The sequence below is a fragment of the Rubrivivax gelatinosus genome (assembly GCF_016583785.1).
Classification (GTDB): Bacteria; Pseudomonadota; Gammaproteobacteria; order Burkholderiales; family Burkholderiaceae_C; genus Rubrivivax; species Rubrivivax gelatinosus_B.
On sequence record NZ_NRRU01000050.1, the window covers coordinates 1 to 16,436 of the forward strand.

General features: G+C 72.2%; 13 protein-coding genes. 8 read left to right on the forward strand and 5 right to left on the reverse strand.

The window, feature by feature from the left end; translation table 11 throughout:
• On the forward strand, nt 1–3,032 hold a 3,032-nt coding region (locus CKO43_RS14165), incomplete at its 5' end, for a hybrid sensor histidine kinase/response regulator (RefSeq protein ID WP_200379039.1).
• A gap of 19 nt (nt 3,033–3,051) precedes the next feature.
• Here CKO43_RS14165 and CKO43_RS14170 read toward each other — a convergent pair.
• A complete protein-coding gene (locus CKO43_RS14170) occupies nt 3,052–5,121 on the reverse strand; it encodes a M3 family metallopeptidase (protein WP_242481171.1) in 2,070 nt (689 codons plus the stop codon).
• Nucleotides 5,122–5,132: 11 nt separating this feature from the next.
• Nucleotides 5,133–5,855: a hypothetical protein gene (locus tag CKO43_RS14175; RefSeq protein ID WP_200379040.1), complete on the reverse strand. Its 723-nt coding sequence runs from the start codon at nt 5,853–5,855 to the stop codon at nt 5,133–5,135.
• A 163-nt stretch (nt 5,856–6,018) separates the two neighbouring features.
• On the opposite strand from CKO43_RS14175, the gene CKO43_RS14180 reads away from it, so the two are divergent.
• From CKO43_RS14180 to CKO43_RS14195, 4 genes are read left to right on the forward strand one after another with little or no spacing between them, the layout of a single operon-like run.
• Nucleotides 6,019–6,576, forward strand: a complete 558-nt coding sequence (locus CKO43_RS14180) for a YaeQ family protein (RefSeq protein WP_200379041.1) — start codon at nt 6,019–6,021, stop codon at nt 6,574–6,576.
• Nucleotides 6,577–6,589: 13 nt separating this feature from the next.
• Nucleotides 6,590–8,701 (forward strand): prolyl oligopeptidase family serine peptidase, encoded by a 2,112-nt coding sequence (locus CKO43_RS14185; protein ID WP_200379042.1) that lies wholly within the window; start codon nt 6,590–6,592, stop codon nt 8,699–8,701.
• Nucleotides 8,702–8,714: 13 nt separating this feature from the next.
• Nucleotides 8,715–9,452 (forward strand): leucyl/phenylalanyl-tRNA--protein transferase, encoded by a 738-nt coding sequence (gene aat / locus CKO43_RS14190; RefSeq protein ID WP_200379043.1) that lies wholly within the window; start codon nt 8,715–8,717, stop codon nt 9,450–9,452.
• A 26-nt stretch (nt 9,453–9,478) separates the two neighbouring features.
• Nucleotides 9,479–10,207: an arginyltransferase gene (locus CKO43_RS14195; RefSeq protein ID WP_200231674.1), complete on the forward strand. Its 729-nt coding sequence runs from the start codon at nt 9,479–9,481 to the stop codon at nt 10,205–10,207.
• On the opposite strand, the gene CKO43_RS14200 is transcribed toward CKO43_RS14195, so the two are convergent.
• Both CKO43_RS14200 and CKO43_RS14205 read right to left on the reverse strand, forming a co-directional pair.
• The gene (locus tag CKO43_RS14200; protein WP_200379044.1) at nt 10,159–11,832 is read right to left on the reverse strand and encodes an MBL fold metallo-hydrolase; all 1,674 of its coding nucleotides are present in this window, start codon (nt 11,830–11,832) and stop codon (nt 10,159–10,161) included. The two genes, CKO43_RS14195 and CKO43_RS14200, sit on opposite strands and share 49 nt — an antisense overlap.
• Nucleotides 11,829–12,221, reverse strand: coding sequence for a thioredoxin family protein (locus tag CKO43_RS14205; protein ID WP_200379045.1), 393 nt, complete (start codon nt 12,219–12,221; stop codon nt 11,829–11,831). Before CKO43_RS14205 ends, CKO43_RS14200 begins: the two co-directional genes overlap by 4 nt.
• Before the next feature lie 152 nt (nt 12,222–12,373).
• On the opposite strand from CKO43_RS14205, the gene CKO43_RS14210 reads away from it, so the two are divergent.
• Nucleotides 12,374–13,147 (forward strand): ferredoxin--NADP reductase, encoded by a 774-nt coding sequence (locus CKO43_RS14210; RefSeq protein ID WP_200231671.1) that lies wholly within the window; start codon nt 12,374–12,376, stop codon nt 13,145–13,147.
• Nucleotides 13,148–13,226: 79 nt separating this feature from the next.
• Here the strand turns inward: CKO43_RS14210 and petA are convergent, their stop codons facing one another.
• A complete protein-coding gene (petA, locus tag CKO43_RS14215; protein WP_200231670.1) occupies nt 13,227–13,844 on the reverse strand; it encodes a ubiquinol-cytochrome c reductase iron-sulfur subunit in 618 nt (205 codons plus the stop codon).
• A gap of 189 nt (nt 13,845–14,033) precedes the next feature.
• Between petA and CKO43_RS14220 the strand changes: the two genes are divergently transcribed.
• Complete coding sequence (locus tag CKO43_RS14220) at nt 14,034–15,386, forward strand: sigma-54 interaction domain-containing protein (protein ID WP_200379046.1); 1,353 nt, start codon at nt 14,034–14,036, stop codon at nt 15,384–15,386.
• Nucleotides 15,383–16,426, forward strand: a complete 1,044-nt coding sequence (locus CKO43_RS14225) for an RNA methyltransferase (RefSeq protein ID WP_200231668.1) — start codon at nt 15,383–15,385, stop codon at nt 16,424–16,426. The genes CKO43_RS14220 and CKO43_RS14225 overlap by 4 nt, the downstream gene beginning before the upstream one ends.
• Nucleotides 16,427–16,436: the final 10 nt, after the last annotated feature.

Here is a 16,436-nt window from a genome sequence, read left to right on the forward strand (position 1 = left end):
CCCCCACCGAAGCCGGCGACTGGCTGGCCGCGCTGCCCGCGGCGCTGCTCGTTCTCGACGCCGAAGGCCGGCCGCGCTGGCTCAACGATGCCGGGCGCGAGCTGCTCGGTCTCGCCAGCGCTGCGCTGTCCGTCGCGGCCGGCACGGCCGAACTGCTGAGCCTGGACGCCGAAGCGGCCGGCACGCTGGCGGCGGCCTGCGCCGAAGGCCGCACGCTGGAACTGCGACGCCACGCCGCGGCCGGGGCGCGCTGGCTGGGCCTCACCCCGCGGCGCCTGCCCGACGGCGGCACGCTGCTCGTGCTGCAGGCGCGCGACGACGTCCACGCGCACGAGGCCGAGCTCAGCGAGACCCGCGCGCTGCTGGAGATCGCGAGCTCGGTCGGACGCCTGGGCCGCTGGGAGCGCAACCTGCAGGATGGCAGCGGCTTGTGGGACCGGCGCGTGTTCGCGATGCGCGGCCTGGAGGGCGAGGGTCAGGCGCCGCCGATGGAGGAAGCCGAGCGTGCGATCGTCGCCGCCGACCGCGAAGGTTTCGTCGGCAGCATCCGCCAGACGCTGCAGCGCCCGGGCCGCCACCGCTACCGCTACCACGTGCGCACCCCCAGCGGCCAGGTGCGCTCGCTGCTGTGCGAATGCCTGGTGCTGGCCGACGAGCAGGGCCGCGCCGCGCGCGCCATCGGGCTGCTCGTCGACGACACGCTGGCCTGGTCGCTGGCGCATTCGCAGGACTCGACGCTGTCGCAGCTGGCGATGGCCGCCGACCTGACCGGCCTGGCGCTCTGGCGCCACGACCTGAATACCGACCGTGTGCACTACAACCCGCGCACCGCCCGGGTGCTGGGTTTGCCGCTGCACCCCGGCGGCGTGCCGGTCGAGCAGATCCACCGCCTCGTGCACCCGCAGGACCTGCCGCGCCTGACGGCGCAGCGCCAGGCCGTGCTGGCGAGCGACGAGCCGGTCGACATCGAGCTGCGCTACCGCCACCACGACCGCGAGAACTGGTGCAGCGTGCTCGTGCGGCGCACGGTCGAGCGCGACGAGCAGTCGCGGCCGGTGGCCTTCATCGGCGTCGCGCTGGACGTCACCGATCGTGCCGAAGAGTCGCGCCGCGCGGCCGAGCTGGGCCGCCGCTTCGAACTGGTGACGCGGGCCGCCGGCATCGGCTACTGGAGCGCCGAGTTGCAGGGCATCCGCGGCACCTGGAACGAACAGCTGCGCACCATGCACGGTCTGGCTGCGCACGAGGCGGTGCCGCTGTGGGAGGAATGGCTGCAGCGCTGGGTGCATCCGGAAGACCGGGCTCTTGTCGAACGGCGCTTCGAGGAGTGGCGCCACAGCGGCCGGCGCCACGCCGACACCGAGTTCCGCATCGTGCGCGGCGACGGCAGCGTGCGTGCGCTCAGCGCCCGCGCCGGCTTCGATGGCCCCGGCGGCGGCACGATGTTCGGCATCATCGTCGACGTCAGCGAACGCCGCCATGCCGAGGTCGCGCTGCGCCAGGCGAGCGAACGCGCGATGCTGGCGGCACGCGGCGCTGGCGTCGGCACCTGGGAGCTCGACGTGCGCGACGGCAGCGCGATCTGGGACGAGCAGATGTGGCGGCTGCGCGGGCTGGAGCCCCGAGCGACGCCACCGACGCTGGCCGAGCGCCTGGCCGCGGTGCACGAAGCCGACCGCCAGACGATGCAGCTGCACCTGCTCGAGCCGCTGCACCCGGACTCGGTGCCCGACCTCGAGTTCCGCGTCGTCTGGCCCGATGGCTCGGTGCGCTGGATCGCCGAGCGCTCGACGCTGCTCGCCGACGCCGAGGGCCGGCCGCGGCGCCGCATCGGCGTCGAGTGGGACATCACCGACCGGCGCGCGGCCGAGGCCGCACGCCAGGAGCGCACGATCGCACTGCGCGAGAGCCAGGCCAAGTCGCGTTTCCTGTCGCGCATGAGCCACGAGCTGCGCACGCCGCTGAACGCGGTGCTGGGCTTCACCGAGCTGCTGCTGGCCGACTGCATGCCGGCTGAAACGACGCGCCAGCGCCACCTGCAGGCGGTGCGCGGCGCCGGGCAGCAGCTGCTGGCGCTGGTCGACGACGTGCTCGACCTCGCCAGCCTGGAAGGCGGCGAGGTGCGTGTCGCCAGCGAACGTGTGCCGCTGCGCACGCTGGTCGAGCAGGCGCTGGAGATCGTCGAGCCGCTGCGCGCCGGGCGCGCGGTGGCGATCAGCACCGGCGCGCTCGAAGGCTTCGCGCTCGCCGATGCGGTGCGCCTGCGCCAGGTGCTGCAGAACCTGCTGACGAACGCGATCAAATACAACCGCGAAGGCGGCAGCATCGAGGTGCAGGCGCTGCGCCGCGACGGCCATGTGCGCCTGAGCGTCGCCGACTCCGGCCGCGGCATGAACGAGCAGCAGCTGCGCCACCTGTTCGAGCCCTTCAACCGGCTGGGGCTGGAGCGCGAGGCGATTCCCGGCACCGGCATCGGGCTGGTCATCGTCAAGACGCTGGTCGAGCGCATGGGTGGCTCGGTGCAGGTCGAGAGCACGCCCGGTGTCGGCACGCTGGTCGAGTTGCGCCTGCCGGACGGCACCGGTTCGCCGGCACCGGCGCCGGCACCGGCACGGGTGACGCGGCCGCTGCCGCTGGCCGAGCCGCGGGCGCCGACGGCGACCCTGCTCTACATCGAAGACAACCCGGTGAACGCGCTGATCATCTCCGAGCTGATCGCACGCCGCTCCGACCTGACGCTGGTCGTCGCCGGCGACGGCGGCGAAGGCCTGCGCCGCGCCGGCGAACTGCAGCCCGACCTGATCCTGCTGGACATGCAGCTGCCCGACATCGACGGCCATGAGGTGCTGCGCCGCCTGCGCACCGAGCCGCAGACCGCGAGCATCCCCGTGATCGCGCTGTCGGCCAACGCGATGCCGCAGGACATCGAGCGTGCACTCGCCGCCGGCATGGCCGACTACTGGACCAAGCCGCTGGACTTCCGCGCCTTCAACGAGGCCATCAGCGCGATGTTCGGGCCGCCGCCGGCCTGAGCGCCGGCGGCGGCCGGCTTCAGGCCGGCTCGGCGATCAGGCCGCGTTTTTCCAGCAGCGGGCGCACCGTCGGCGCGCGGCCGCGGAACGCGGCGTAGGCCGCGCCCGGCTCGACGCTGTTGCCGGCGCCGTAGATGTGGCGCCGCAGCGCTTCGGCCGTCTTGCGGTCGAAGGGGCTGCCGGCTTCGACGAAGGCGTCGTAGCCGTCGGCGTCCAGCACCTCGGCCCAGAGGTAGACGTAGTAGCCGGCGGCGTAGCTCGAGCTCGAGAACAGGTGCTGGAAGTGCACCAGCCGGTGGTTCATGCCGACCGCGGCCGGCAGGCCTTGCGCGGCCATCAGCTCGGCCTCGAAGGCGCACAGGTCGGCCGGCGGCTCGGCGTCGGGCAGCGCGTGCACCGCCATGTCGACGATCGCGCTGGCGCAGTAGCGCACCGTCTCGTAGCCCTGATTGAAGCGGCGCGCGGCCTTCATGCGCTGCACCAGGTCGTCCGGAATCGGCGCGCCGGTGTCGACATGGCGCGCGTGGCGCGCCAGCACCTCGGGCTCGAGCGCCCAGTGCTCGAACAGCTGCGACGGCAGCTCGACGAAGTCGCGCAGCACCTGCGTGCCCGACAGGCGCTCGTAGTCGACGCTGGACAAGAGCCCGTGCAGGCCGTGGCCGAACTCGTGGAACAGCGTGCGCACGTCGTCCATCGCCAGCAGCGTCGGCCGGCCGGGCTCGCCCTTGGCGAAGTTGTTGTTGTTCAGGATCACCGGCAACTCGACGCCGCCGCCGGGCGCGTTGCGGCTCTGCCAGCGCAGCGGGCTCATCCAGGCGCCGCTGCGTTTGCTCGGGCGCGCGAAGTTGTCCTGCAGGAACACGCCGATCGCCTGCCCGGCGGCGTCGCGCACCTCGTAGGCGCGCACGTCGGGGTGGTAGACCGGCAGCTCGGCGCGCGGCGTGAAGCTGATCCCGAAGAGCCGGTTGGCGCAGTCGAAGGCAGCGGCAACCACGTTGTCGAGCGCGAAGTACGGCTTGACCTCGGCGTCGTCGACCGCGTAGCGCTGCTGGCGCACCTTCTCGGCCCAGAAGCGCCAGTCCCAGGCCTCGATCGAACCCGGCACGCCGGCGGCGGCCTTGACCTCCTCCAGCGCCTGGCGCTCGCGCGCGACGGCGTCCAGGGCCCGCGGCCAGACCTCGTCGAGCAGGCCGCGCACGGCCGCCTGGTTGCCGGCCATCGTGTCGGCGAGCGCGTAATCGGCATAGCTGCCCTTGCCGTGCAGTGCCGCCTGTTCGCGGCGCAGGCGCAGGATGGCGCGCGCGATGTCGCGGTTGTCGTGTTCGCCGGCGTGTTCGCCGCGCGAGGTCCAGGCGCGCCAGGCAGCCTCGCGCAGGTCGCGGCGCTGCGAATAGGTCAGGAAGGGCACCACCAGCGAACGCGAGAGCGTGACGACGTGGCCGTCGATGCCGCGGTCGGCCGCGGCCTGGCGGGCGGCGGCGCGCACGAAGTCGGGCAGCCCGGCAAGGTCGGCCTCGCCGTGCAGCTCGAGCCGGAACGCGGCTTCGTCGTGCAGCACGTTCTGCGCGAACTGGGTCGTCAGCGCGGCCAGCTGCTCCATCACCTCGGCATAACGCTGCTGCGCCGCCGGCTCGAGCTTGGCGCCGGCGCGCACGAAGTCCAGGTGCAGGCGTTCGAGCAGGCGCAGCTGCTCGGGCGCCAGGCCGAGCGCGGCGCGGCCTTCGTACAGCGCGTCCAGGCGCGCGAACAGCGCCATGTCCATGTAGACGGCGTTGTCGTGCGCCGCCAGCGGCGCGGCCATCTCGCGCTGCACGGCCTGCAGCTCCGGCGTCGTGTTCGACGCCGTCAGGTTGTAGAAGACCGAGCCGATGCGCGCCAGCAGCCGGCCGCTGCGGTCGAAGGCGGCGACGGTGTTGTCGAAGCTCGCGGGCTCGGCCTGGGCACCGATGGCCGCCAGTTCGCCGCGGTGCACCGCCATCGCCGCCTCGAAGGCGGGGCGGAAGTGCTCGGCGCGCAAGGCGTCGAACGGCGGCAGGCCGAAGGGCGCGTCCCAGTCCTGCAGCAGCGGGTTGCCGGCGGCCGTGGTCAACGGGGCCGCGCTCACTTGGCACCCTTCTTCAGCAGGATCTCGTCGTCCTCGCGGTAGCGGCGGTTGGCACATTCGCCGGCCCAGAGGTCGCGGTCGGCGTTGACCTTCTCGGCGCGCTGGAACACGTCGTCGTTGCGCTTGTTCCAGTCCTTGACCTTGGAGTCCACCGCCGCAGCACGATCGTTGAAGCTGTTGACGGCTTGTTCGTTGCCGACAGCCAGCTGGGCACGTTCGGCGTCCAGCGCAGCCTGCGTCTTCTGGATCTCCTGCCGTTCACGTTCCAGCTGGCGGCGCTCGCGCTCGCCGGCGGCGCCCTTGCGCTCTTCCGAGCTCTTGGTTCGTTCGTTCCACTGCTCCACGCGCTCACCCAGCTCGCGGTAGCGCTGGTTCAGGCTGGCCACCGCCTCCTTCGAGCCTTCGACCTTGGAACGCTCGGACTTGAGCGCGTCCTGTTCGGCCGCGATCTGCATGCGCATGGTCTCCAGCTCGGAGCGTTCGGCAACCAGTGCGGCGCTCGCCTTGGCGACCGTGTCCTGCCGGGCCAGGCAGTCCTTGAGCTCCTGCCGGGTCAGGATCGGGCCGCCCGAGCCCCCGCTGCCACCGAGCGACAGCGTGCGGCCTTCGGGCTTGGCGGCGGGTTTGCTTTGGGCGAAAGCACCCGGGGCAGCGGCCAGGGTGGCGCCGCAGGCGATCAGGACGGCCGCCGCGATACGCGGCGCAACGAAGCGGGTCATGGAGAAAGTCCTCGCGAATGGGGAGGCCGGCACCTGCCGGTCGAACCCGGGATGATGCCACCGCACCATCGTCCTGCGGCCGCTGGCGGGCAGCGCCGGCAGCATGCGTCGCCGCTGTGGCACAGTCCGCGGCGCGGCGCTCTTGCCGCGAATCCGGGCCCACATGGCGCTCAAATCGACGATCTACAAGGCCACGCTCGCGCTGGCCGACATGGACCGGCCGCTGTATGCGGACCATTCCCTGACCCTGGCCCTGCATCCGTCGGAGACCGAGGAACGCCTGATGGTGCGGCTGCTCGCGTTCGCGCTGCAGGCCGGCGCCGGCGACAGCGCCGACAACCTGCAGTTCACGCGCGGCCTGTCCGACAGCGACGAACCGGCGCTCTGGCAGCGCGACCTGGACGGGCGCCTGCGCCACTGGATCGAGATCGGCCAGACCGACGAGCGCCGGCTCGCCAAGGCCTGCGGCCGCGCCGACCGCGTGACGCTCTACGCCTATGGCAACTCGGTGCCGATCTGGTGGGCCGCGCTGCAGGGCAAGATCACGCGGCTGCGCAACCTGCACATCTGGCAGCTGCCGGCCGCGCAGACCCAGGAACTGGCCACACTCGCGGCCCGCTCGATGCAGCTCCAGGTCACGGTGCAGGACGGCCACGTCTGGGTCGGCAATGCCCACACCAGTGTCGAGCTGAGCCCGCAACGCCTATGGCCCACAGAATGAGGCAGCCCACCCGATGATCTCCCGTCGCCACTTCACCGTCGCGCTGCCGCTGGCCGCGACCCTGCCCACGATGACGCTTGCCGCCACCCCCACCGAAGACGACCTGCTCTGGCTCGAAGACGTCCAGGGCGAACGTGCGCTCGCCTGGGTGCGCGCCCGCAACGCCGAAACCGAGGCCGTGCTCGAGAAACAGCCCGGCTTCGCCGCGACGCGCGCCCGCATCCGCTCCATCCTCGACTCGCGCGACCGCATTCCGGCCGTCGTGCGCCGTGGCGCCTGGCTCTACAACCTGTGGCAGGACGAGCACAACCCGCGCGGCCTGTGGCGGCGCACGACGCTGGACGAATACCGCAAGCGTGAACCCGCCTGGCAGACGGTGCTCGACGTCGACGCGCTCGGCCGCGCCGAAGGCGTCAACTGGACCTGGGCCGGCGCCATCGCGCTCGGCCCCGACTACCGCCGCTGCCTGGTCAAGCTCTCGCGCGGCGGCGCCGACGCCCACGTCGTGCGCGAGTTCGACATCGAGACCCGGCGCTTCGTCGACGGCGGCTTCGAGCTGCCCGAGGCCAAGAGCGAGGTCGAGTGGGTCAACGCCGACGAGCTGCTGGTCGCCACCGACTTCGGCCCGGGCGCGCTGACCGACTCGGGCTACCCGCGCGTCGTCAAGCGCTGGCGCCGCGGCACGCCGCTGTCGGCGGCCAAGACGGTGTTCGAAGGCGAGAAGACCGACGTCGCCGCCGGCATGTCGGTCGACCACACGCCGGGTTACGAGCGCACCGTGTTCGCGCGCTCGGTCGACTTCTACCGCAGCGAGATGTTCCTGCTGCAGGGCGAACGCCTGCTGCGCATCGACAAACCCGCCGACGCCGAACTGGGTTTCTGGAAGAGCCGCGTGCTGATCACGCTGCGCAGCGACTGGACGGTGGCCGGGCGCAGCTGGCCCAGCGGCTCGCTGCTGGTCGCCGACGCCGCCGCCTTCCTGCGCGGCGAACGGGTCTTCGACGCGCTGTTCACGCCGACGGCGACACGCTCGCTCGCCGGCATGGCGACGACTCGCGACACGCTGCTGGTCGAGATCCTCGACAACGTCGCCGGCCGCATCGAGGAATGGCTCCAGGCCGACGGCCGCTGGCAGCGGCGCGAGGTCGCGGCGCCCTTCCCCGGCACGCTGTCGGTGGCGGCGCTGCACGACCCCGAACTCGCCGACGACCCGCTGGCCGACGCCTATCTGCTGCAGTACACCGACTTCCTGACGCCGGACACGCTGTCGCTGGGCCGCGTCGGCAGCGATGCACGCGAGGTGCTGAAGTCGCGCCCGGCCTTCTACGACGCCGCCGGCATGCGCGTCGAGCAGCGCTTCGCGAAGAGCCGCGACGGCACGCGCGTGCCCTACTTCGTCGTCTGGCCGCGCGCCGCCAAGGCCGACGGCGCGAACCCGACGCTGCTCTACGGCTACGGCGGCTTCGAGGTCTCGATGCAGCCCTACTACTCGGGCGTCGTCGGCTCGAGCTGGCTGGCGCAGGGCGGCGTCTACGTGCTCGCCAACATCCGCGGCGGCGGCGAGTTCGGCCCGGCCTGGCACCAGGCCGCCGTCGGCGCCAACCGGCAGAAGGCCTACGACGACTTCGCCGCGGTCGCCGAGGACCTGATCGCCACCCGCGTGACGAGCCCGCGCCACCTGGGCATCCAGGGCGGCAGCAACGGCGGGCTGCTCGTCGGCGCGGTGATGGTGCAGCGGCCCGAGCTGTTCAACGCCGTCGTCTGCCAGGTGCCGCTGCTGGACATGAAGCGCTACACCAAGCTGCTCGCCGGCGCCTCGTGGATGGCCGAATACGGCGACCCGGACGACCCGGCGCAGTGGGCCTTCATCTCGCGCTACAGCCCCTACCAGAACGTGCGCCGCGAGCAGAAGATGCCGCATGTGCTCTTCGTCACCTCGACACGCGACGACCGCGTGCACCCCGGCCACGCCCGCAAGATGGCCGAACGCATGCGCCAGCAGGGGCATCCGGTGATGTACTGGGAGAACATCGAAGGCGGCCACGGCGGCGCCGCCGACAACGCCCAGCGGGCGCAGATGACGGCGCTGGAATACGCCTTCCTGCGGCTGCAACTGGGGCGCTGAAGCGCACGCGGCGATGCTGCCGATCGCCTGGATCGACGAAGACACGCCGCTGCCGCCGGCGCGCCACGCGCTCGGCCCCGACTCCGACGCGCCGGGGCTGGTGGCCGCCGGCGGCCGGGTGACGCCGACGCGGCTGGAGGAGGCCTATCGCCAGGGCATCTTCCCCTGGTACGGCCCGGGGCAGCCGGTGCTGTGGTGGAGCCCGGACCCGCGCATGGTGCTGCCGACGGCCGAGTTCCGCGTCTCGCATTCGCTGCGCAAGACGCTGCGGCGCTTCGTGCGCACGCCGGGCTGCGAGGTCCGCGTCGACCACGCCTTCGACCGCGTCATCGCCGCCTGCGCGGCGACACCGCGCGAAGGCCAGGACGGCACCTGGATCGTGCCGCAGGTGATGCAGGCCTACCGCGACTGGCACCGGCTGGGCCGGGTGCACAGCTTCGAGACCTGGATCGACGGCGAACTCGTCGGCGGCCTGTACGGCGTCGGCATCGGCCGCATGTTCTTTGGCGAATCGATGTTCGCGCAGCGCAGCGACGCGTCCAAGATCGCGCTCGCCGCGCTCGTCGCCTTCGCCCGCGGCGAGGGCATCGGGCTCATCGACTGCCAGCAGAACACGCGCCACCTGGCGTCGATGGGAGCACGCGAGATCGGGCGCGAAGCCTTCGAGCGCCACCTGGGGATCGCCTGCAAGGCCGGGGACATTGCACGCTGGTCCTATGATGCGTCGGCATGGGAGCGGCTTCTGCCCTGACCGCCCCGGCGCCGGACGACACCCACGTGACGCATCCGAAAGAGCTACCCCTCTCGTCGCTGCAGTTCTACGCGACCGCGCCCTACCCGTGCAGCTACCTGCCCGGCCTGCAGGCGCGCTCGCAGGTCGCCACGCCCAGCCACCTGATCCACGCCGACGCCTATTCGGCGCTGGTGGCGGCGGGTTTCCGCCGCAGCGGCATGTTCACCTACCGCCCGCACTGCGACGGCTGCCGCGCCTGCGTGCCGCTGCGCGTGCCGGTGGCGCGTTTCGAGCCCTCGCGCAGCCAGCGCCGGGCCTGGAAGCAGCACGAGGACCTGCGCGCACGCGTGCTGCGCCTGTGTTTCGTGCCCGAGCACTACCAGCTCTACCTGCGCTACCAGTCCGGGCGCCACGCCGGCGGCGGCATGGACCACGACAGCGTCGACCAGTACACCCAGTTCCTGCTGCAAAGCCGCGTCAACTCGCGTCTGGTCGAGTTCCGCGACGGCACCGGCGCGCTGAAGATGGTCTCCATCGTCGACGTGCTGAACGACGGCATCTCCGCCGTCTACACCTTCTACGAGCCCGAAGAGCGCGCCAGCTTCGGCACCTACAACGTGCTCTGGCAGATCGGCCAGACGCGCCAGCTCGATCTGCCGCACCTGTACCTGGGCTACTGGATCGCGGCGAGCGCGAAGATGGCCTACAAGAGCCTGTTCCGCCCTTACGAGCTGCTGGTCGACGGTGTCTGGCAGGAGCCGGCGGCGACGTAGCGCCAGCGCCAGCCGTCCTCGCTCTCGGCGGCGCCGTCGGCGCCCAGCTTCAGCAGATGCGCCAGCAGCGAACGCCGCGCCGGCGCGTGCAGCAGCGGCGGCACGTCGGCATAGACCTCGGGCAGCAGCGCATCGACGTCGGCCTCGCCGCGGGCGCGCAGCGCCTGCAGCACACGTGCCTCGCGCCGCAGCCGGTGGCGGATCAGGCCGTCGAGCACGGCGCGCGTGTCGGCAACGAGGAAGCCGTGGCCGGGCGCGATCCAGGCCGGCGGCGCCGCCAGCAGCGCCGCGAGCGAATCGAGATAGGCCTTCATGTCGCCGTCGGGCGGGTTGATGACGACGGTCGAGCCCTGCATCACGTGGTCACCGCTGAACAGCAGGTCTTCGTCCTCGAGCCAGTAGCACAGGTGGTTGGAGGCGTGGCCGGGTGTGGCGACGACACGCAGCGTCGCGCCGCCGCAGTCCAGGCGCTCGCCGTCGGCGAGTTCACGTTCGGGCGCAAAGCTCGTGTCCTGGCCGTCGGCGAACTCGGCGCGGCGGCCGTACACCGGCGCGCCGGTGGCCGCCGCCAGCGCCGCGGCGCCGGGCGAATGGTCGCGGTGGGTGTGGGTGACGAGGATGCGCGTTATGCGTCCTGGCGCCGCCGCCAGCAGCGCCTGCAGGTGGCGCGCGTCGGCCGGGCCGGGGTCGATCACGGTCCAGGCCTGGCCCGAGCCGACCAGATAGCTGTTCGTGCCCGGGCCGGTCATCAGCCCGGCGTTGGGCGCGGTGATGCGCAGCACGAGCGGCGACAGCCGCACCGCGGCCCCGGGCACGAGTTCGGCGCAGACGTCCGCGCGCCCCGCCGGGTCCAGCCGGCCGGCCTCGGCCCAGGCCGGGTGTTCGGGCAGCAGCACGCAGCGGCTGCCGTCGGCGCGGCGCGCGGCGCGTGGCATCGTCAGCCGCACCTGGCGCGAAGCCGACTCGGCCAGCGCGGCATCGACGTCGGCAAACGGCAGCAGTTCCTGCAGCAGGCGTTCGGTCACCGGCAGCAGCTTGAGCCCTCGCGCCGGGGCCAGCGCGGCCTGCGGCGTCAGCCACATCAGCTCCAGCGCCTCGGCGCCGTCGGCTTCGCCGGACTGGCCTTCGGGGGCGCGCGCCGCGAAAAAACGCGTGTCGAAACGTTTGGGCACGCCCGGCGGCGTCAGCCAGTGGCTGTGGTAGCTCAGCCCGCGCAGGTCCAGGCACAGGCCGAGCGCGGCGCAGGCCTCGGCGATGCCGGCTTCGCCGGCGTGCAACCGCTGCCGCCACGGCGCCGCCGCGGCGGCGTCGACCGGGCGGTCGGCGAGCAGCAGGCCGGTCTCCTCGAAACACTCGCGCAGCGCGGCGACGGCGTAGTCCAGCCCGCCTTGCGCCAGGCCGAGACGCGTCGACAGCGCGGCCTCGTCGCCGCCCAGCGTGCAGGCGTGCCCGGCGCGGTCGCGCGTGTCGAGCACGCCGCCGGGAAAGACGCAGATGCCGCTGCGGTGGTCGTCGGCACGTTCGGCGCGGCGCAGCAGCAGCACTTCGAGCCCGGCGGGCGCGTCGCGCAGCAGCAGCAGCGACGCCGCCGGCCGGGCATCGGCCGGCACGCGGTAGCCGTTCAAGCCAGGACCTCGGCGCGCAGGCGCTCGGCCAGCGCCTGCACCTCGGGCGCCAGGTCGCGTGCCGGGCGGCCGTCGGCCAGCGTCGAGCGCAGCAGCCGGCGTAGCGTCTCGGGCTGCGGCGTCAGCGGGCCGAAGAAACGCACCGCGTCGCGGTCGAAGACGAGCACGCTGGGGAAGGTCTCGACGTCGAGCTCGCCGAGCAGCTCGGCCTCGTCCTCGATGTCGAGCCAGCGCCGCGCCAGGCCGGGGAACTCGGCCGCGACGCTGGCGAGCACCGGGGCATAGGCATCGCAGGTGCGGCACCAGGCGGCGCAGAGCACGACAACGCAGACGCAGACGGAGGCGGAGGCGGAGGCGGAGGCGCCACCGGCGCCGGACAGATCGTTCATCGGCCGGGACTGTAGCGCTGCCGTGCGGACCGCAGCGACCTGCCGCAGATCAAGCGTCCAAGCCGGCACTCTCCCACGACGCCGGCGCGGCGATACGCGCGAGGGTTTGCACTAGCCTGTAGGATTTGACCTGGGTTCATTTGAAACAGGTCATGAGTGCATTCAACGAAGAGCGCGTGCTGAGCGTCCACCACTGGACGGACCGCTTGTTCACCTTTACGACGACGCGCGACCAGTCGCTGCGTTTCTCCAACGGCCACTTCACGATGATCGGCCTGCGTGTCGAAGGCAAGCCGCTGCTGCGCGCCTACAGCATCGTCAGCCCGAACTACGAGGAGCACCTCGAGTTCCTCAGCATCAAGGTGCCCAACGGCCCGCTGACGTCGCGGCTGCAGCACATCCAGGTGGGCGACAGCGTCATCGTCGGCCGCAAGCCCACCGGCACGCTGCTGATCGACTATCTGACGCCGGGCAAACGCCTGTACCTGATGTCCACCGGCACCGGTCTGGCGCCGTTCATGTCGATCATCCGCGACCCGGACACCTACGAGAAGTTCGAGAAGGTGATCCTGGTGCACGGCGTGCGCCAGGCCGAGGAACTGGCCTATCACGACCTGCTGACCAAGACTCTGCCCGAGCACGAGTTCCTGGGCGAGATGATCCAGAACCAGCTGCTGTACTACCCGACGGTGACGCGCGAGGCCTACCGCAACCGCGGCCGCATCACCGAGCTGATGCAGTCGGGCAAGCTCTTCGACGACCTCGAACTGCCGATGATCGACCCGATCCACGACCGGGTGATGATCTGCGGCAGCCCGGCGATGCTGCGCGACCTGAAGCACATGCTCGAAGGCATGCGCTTCAAGGAAGGCAACACCTCGACGCCGGGCGACTTCGTCATCGAGCGCGCGTTCGCCGACCAGTGAGCACCGGGTGCCCTCGGGCGTCCGGCGCCCGCGGCGGGTCATCCCCGCGGCAGGCGTCGGCGGCCTCCGGGCAACTTGCTCAGGCGGGTATGCCGCTCTGGTCCTCGCCGATCAGCAGCCGGCCTCCGGCCACGTACATGTGCGGCGGGATCTCCAGGTTGGTCGGCGCCGGCTTGTTCTTGAAGACGCGGCCGGCGGTGTCGAAGGTCGAGCCGTGGCAGGGGCAGAAGAAGCCGCCCGGCCAGTCGGCCGGAACACTCGGGTTGCCGCTGCCTTTGGCCACCTTGCTCGGCGAGCAGCCCAGGTGGGTGCAGATGCCGATCGCGACGAAGACCTCGGGGTTGATCGCACGCGTCGGGTTCTTCGCGTAGTCGGGCTGCTGCTTGCGTTCGGAGTTCGGGTCGACGAGCTGGTCGTCGTGGTCCTTCAGCGCCGCCAGCATCTCCGGCGTGCGGCGCAGGATCCACACCGGCTTGCCGCGCCACTCCACCGTCTTCAGCTCGCCGGGCGCGATCGCCGAAATGTCGACCTCGACCGGCGCGCCCGCGGCCTTGGCGCGTTCGCTCGGCGCCAGCGTCGTGACGAAGGGAATGGCCGTCGCGACCGCGGCCGCGCCGCCGGCCGCGCTCGTCACCATGATCCAGGTCCGGCGTTCGGCGTTGGCCGGGGAGCCGGGGGCGGGCAGCGTGATGTCCATGGGTCAGGGTCCTTCTCGAAGATACGTCGGCATGACTCATTCAATCGCCGTGCCAACCGACTGGGCAGCGAAATCTCTTTGCGCGACAAACACTTGCGTCATTCGACCGAATCCTGTCAGCGCGCCGGAGCGCCAGCCGTGACAGTCGGAGCTGCCAAAAACGGCAGTCCCGCCGGTTACACTGGCGGCATGTCCGCACAAGCCGCCGTCCCCTTGCAGCCGCAGGCGCCGGCCGAACTCGTCAGTTATCTCGAAGGCCTGGCCGAACCGCACATCGTCTTCGACCGGCGCTACCGCATCGTCGCCGCCAACGCCGCCTACCGGCGCCAGTACAGCCCAGAGGCCAGCGTGCTCGGCCACACCTGCTACGGCGTCTCGCACCGCTTCGCCGTGCCCTGCGACCAGGCCGGCGAGTCCTGCCCGCTGGCGCGCTCGCGCGAGTCGGGCCAGCGCGAACGTGTGCTGCACCTGCACCATACACCCCAGGGCGAGGCCTACATCGACATCGAGCTGACGCCGCTGGCCGACGCCGGCGGCGAGCCGGCGCTGTACGTCGAGCGCATGTCGCCGCTGCATGCGACCCAGGGCGCGGCGGCGACTGAAGGCCTGATCGGGCGCTCGCCGGCGTTCCGCGAGATGCTCGAGCAGATCGCCCGCGTGGCACCGTCAGAAGCCAGCGTGCTGCTGCTCGGCGAGTCGGGCACCGGCAAGGAACTGGTGGCACGCGCGCTGCACGAAGCCAGCGCGCGCGCCACGCAGGCGCTCGTCGTCGTCGACTGCGCCAGCCTGCCCGAGACCCTGTTCGAGGCCGAGGTCTTCGGCCACGAACGCGGCGCCTTCACCGGCGCGACGGCGATGCGCACCGGCCTGGCCGAGACCGCCAACGGCGGCACGCTCTTCCTCGACGAGGTCGGCGACATTCCGCTGCCGATGCAGGTCAAGCTGCTGCGCCTGCTCGAAAGCGGCACCTTCCGCCGCGTCGGCAGCAGCGAGCTGCGCCGCACCGACGTGCGTGTCGTCGCCGCGACCCACCGCGACCTGGGCGCGATGGTCGCCGACGGCCGCTTCCGCGAAGACCTCTATTACCGGCTCGCGACCTTCCCGATCCGGCTGCCGCCGCTGCGTGAACGCGCTGGCGACCTGGCGCTGCTGGCTGCGGCGCTGCTGGCGCGGGTTGCGCCCAAGCGCCGGCTGACGCTGGCGCCGGCAGCGCTGGCGCAGCTGTCGGGGCTGCGTTTCCCGGGCAATGTGCGCGAACTGCGCAACGTGCTCGAACGCGCCGCGCTGTTCTGCGACGGCGAGGTGATCGAGACCGCGCACGTCGAACGTGCGCTCGCCGCCGGGCTGCCGGTGGCGCCGGGCAGGCCCGCGCTCGCGGCGCCGGCGCGTTCGCTGCGCGAGATCTCGCGCCAGGCTCTGCGCGAACGCCTGGCGGCACACGGCGGGCGCCGCGCCGAGCTCGCGCGCGAACTGGGCATCAGCGAACGCACGCTCTACCGCCGGCTGCGCGAACTGGGCGAACACGAAAGCGGCACGCGATGAACGGGACCGCGCCGCGCAGCGTCGCCGAGCTGCGCCAGCGCCTGCGCGCACTCGGCGCCGGCCCTCGCCACGAAGAGCGGCTGCTGCGCAACTGGGCCCAGCTGCGTGCGCCCGGCGCCGGCCGCGGCCAGGCCGAGCACTTCTACCCGCGTGCGCTGTACGAGGCGCTGCCGGACCTGTTCGGCGCGCTGGACACGCTCGCCACGCTGCGCTCCGCTCACCCGGCCGAAGACGGCGCCGAACGCCTGCTGGTGGCGCTCGGCGACGGCCAGACGGTCGAGAGCGTGCTGCTGCCGCGCGACGGCCTGTGCGTGTCGACGCAGGTCGGTTGCGCCGTCGGCTGCGTCTTCTGCATGACCGGGCGCGACGGGCTGCTGCGCCAGCTCGGCAGCGCCGAGATCGTCGCCCAGGTGCTGCTGGCGCGGCGCCGGCGCAGCGTCTCCAAGGTCGTGTTCATGGGCATGGGCGAGCCTTCGCACAACCTGGACGCGGTGCTGGAGGCGATCGAGCTGCTCGGCACCGCCGGCGGCATCGGCCACAAGAACCTGGTGTTCTCCACCGTCGGCGACCCGCGCGCCTTCGAGCGCCTGCCGCTGGGCCCGGTGAAACCGGCGCTGGCGCTGTCGCTGCACACGACCAAGGCCGAGCTGCGCGAGCGCCTGCTGCCGCGTGCGCCGCGCATGACGCCCGAGGAGATCGTCGACGCCGGCGAACGCTACGCGCGTGCCACCGGCTACCCGATCCAGTACCAGTGGACGCTGCTCGACGGCATCAACGACGGCGACGACGAAGTCGACGCGATCGCGCGCCTGCTCGCCGGCCGCTACGCGATGATGAACCTGATCCCGTACAACGAGACCGAGGGCGACGCCTTCCGCCGCCCACCCTGGGAGCGTGCCGCCGAGATGGCGCGTGCACTCGGCCGGCGCGGCGTGCTGACGCGGCTGCGGCGCTCGGCCGGCCAGGACGTCGCCGGCGGCTGCGGCCAGCTGCGCGCCCGCGCCGCGCAGGAACAGCCGGTCGTCTTCAGCGGCAGATAGGCGCGGCGCG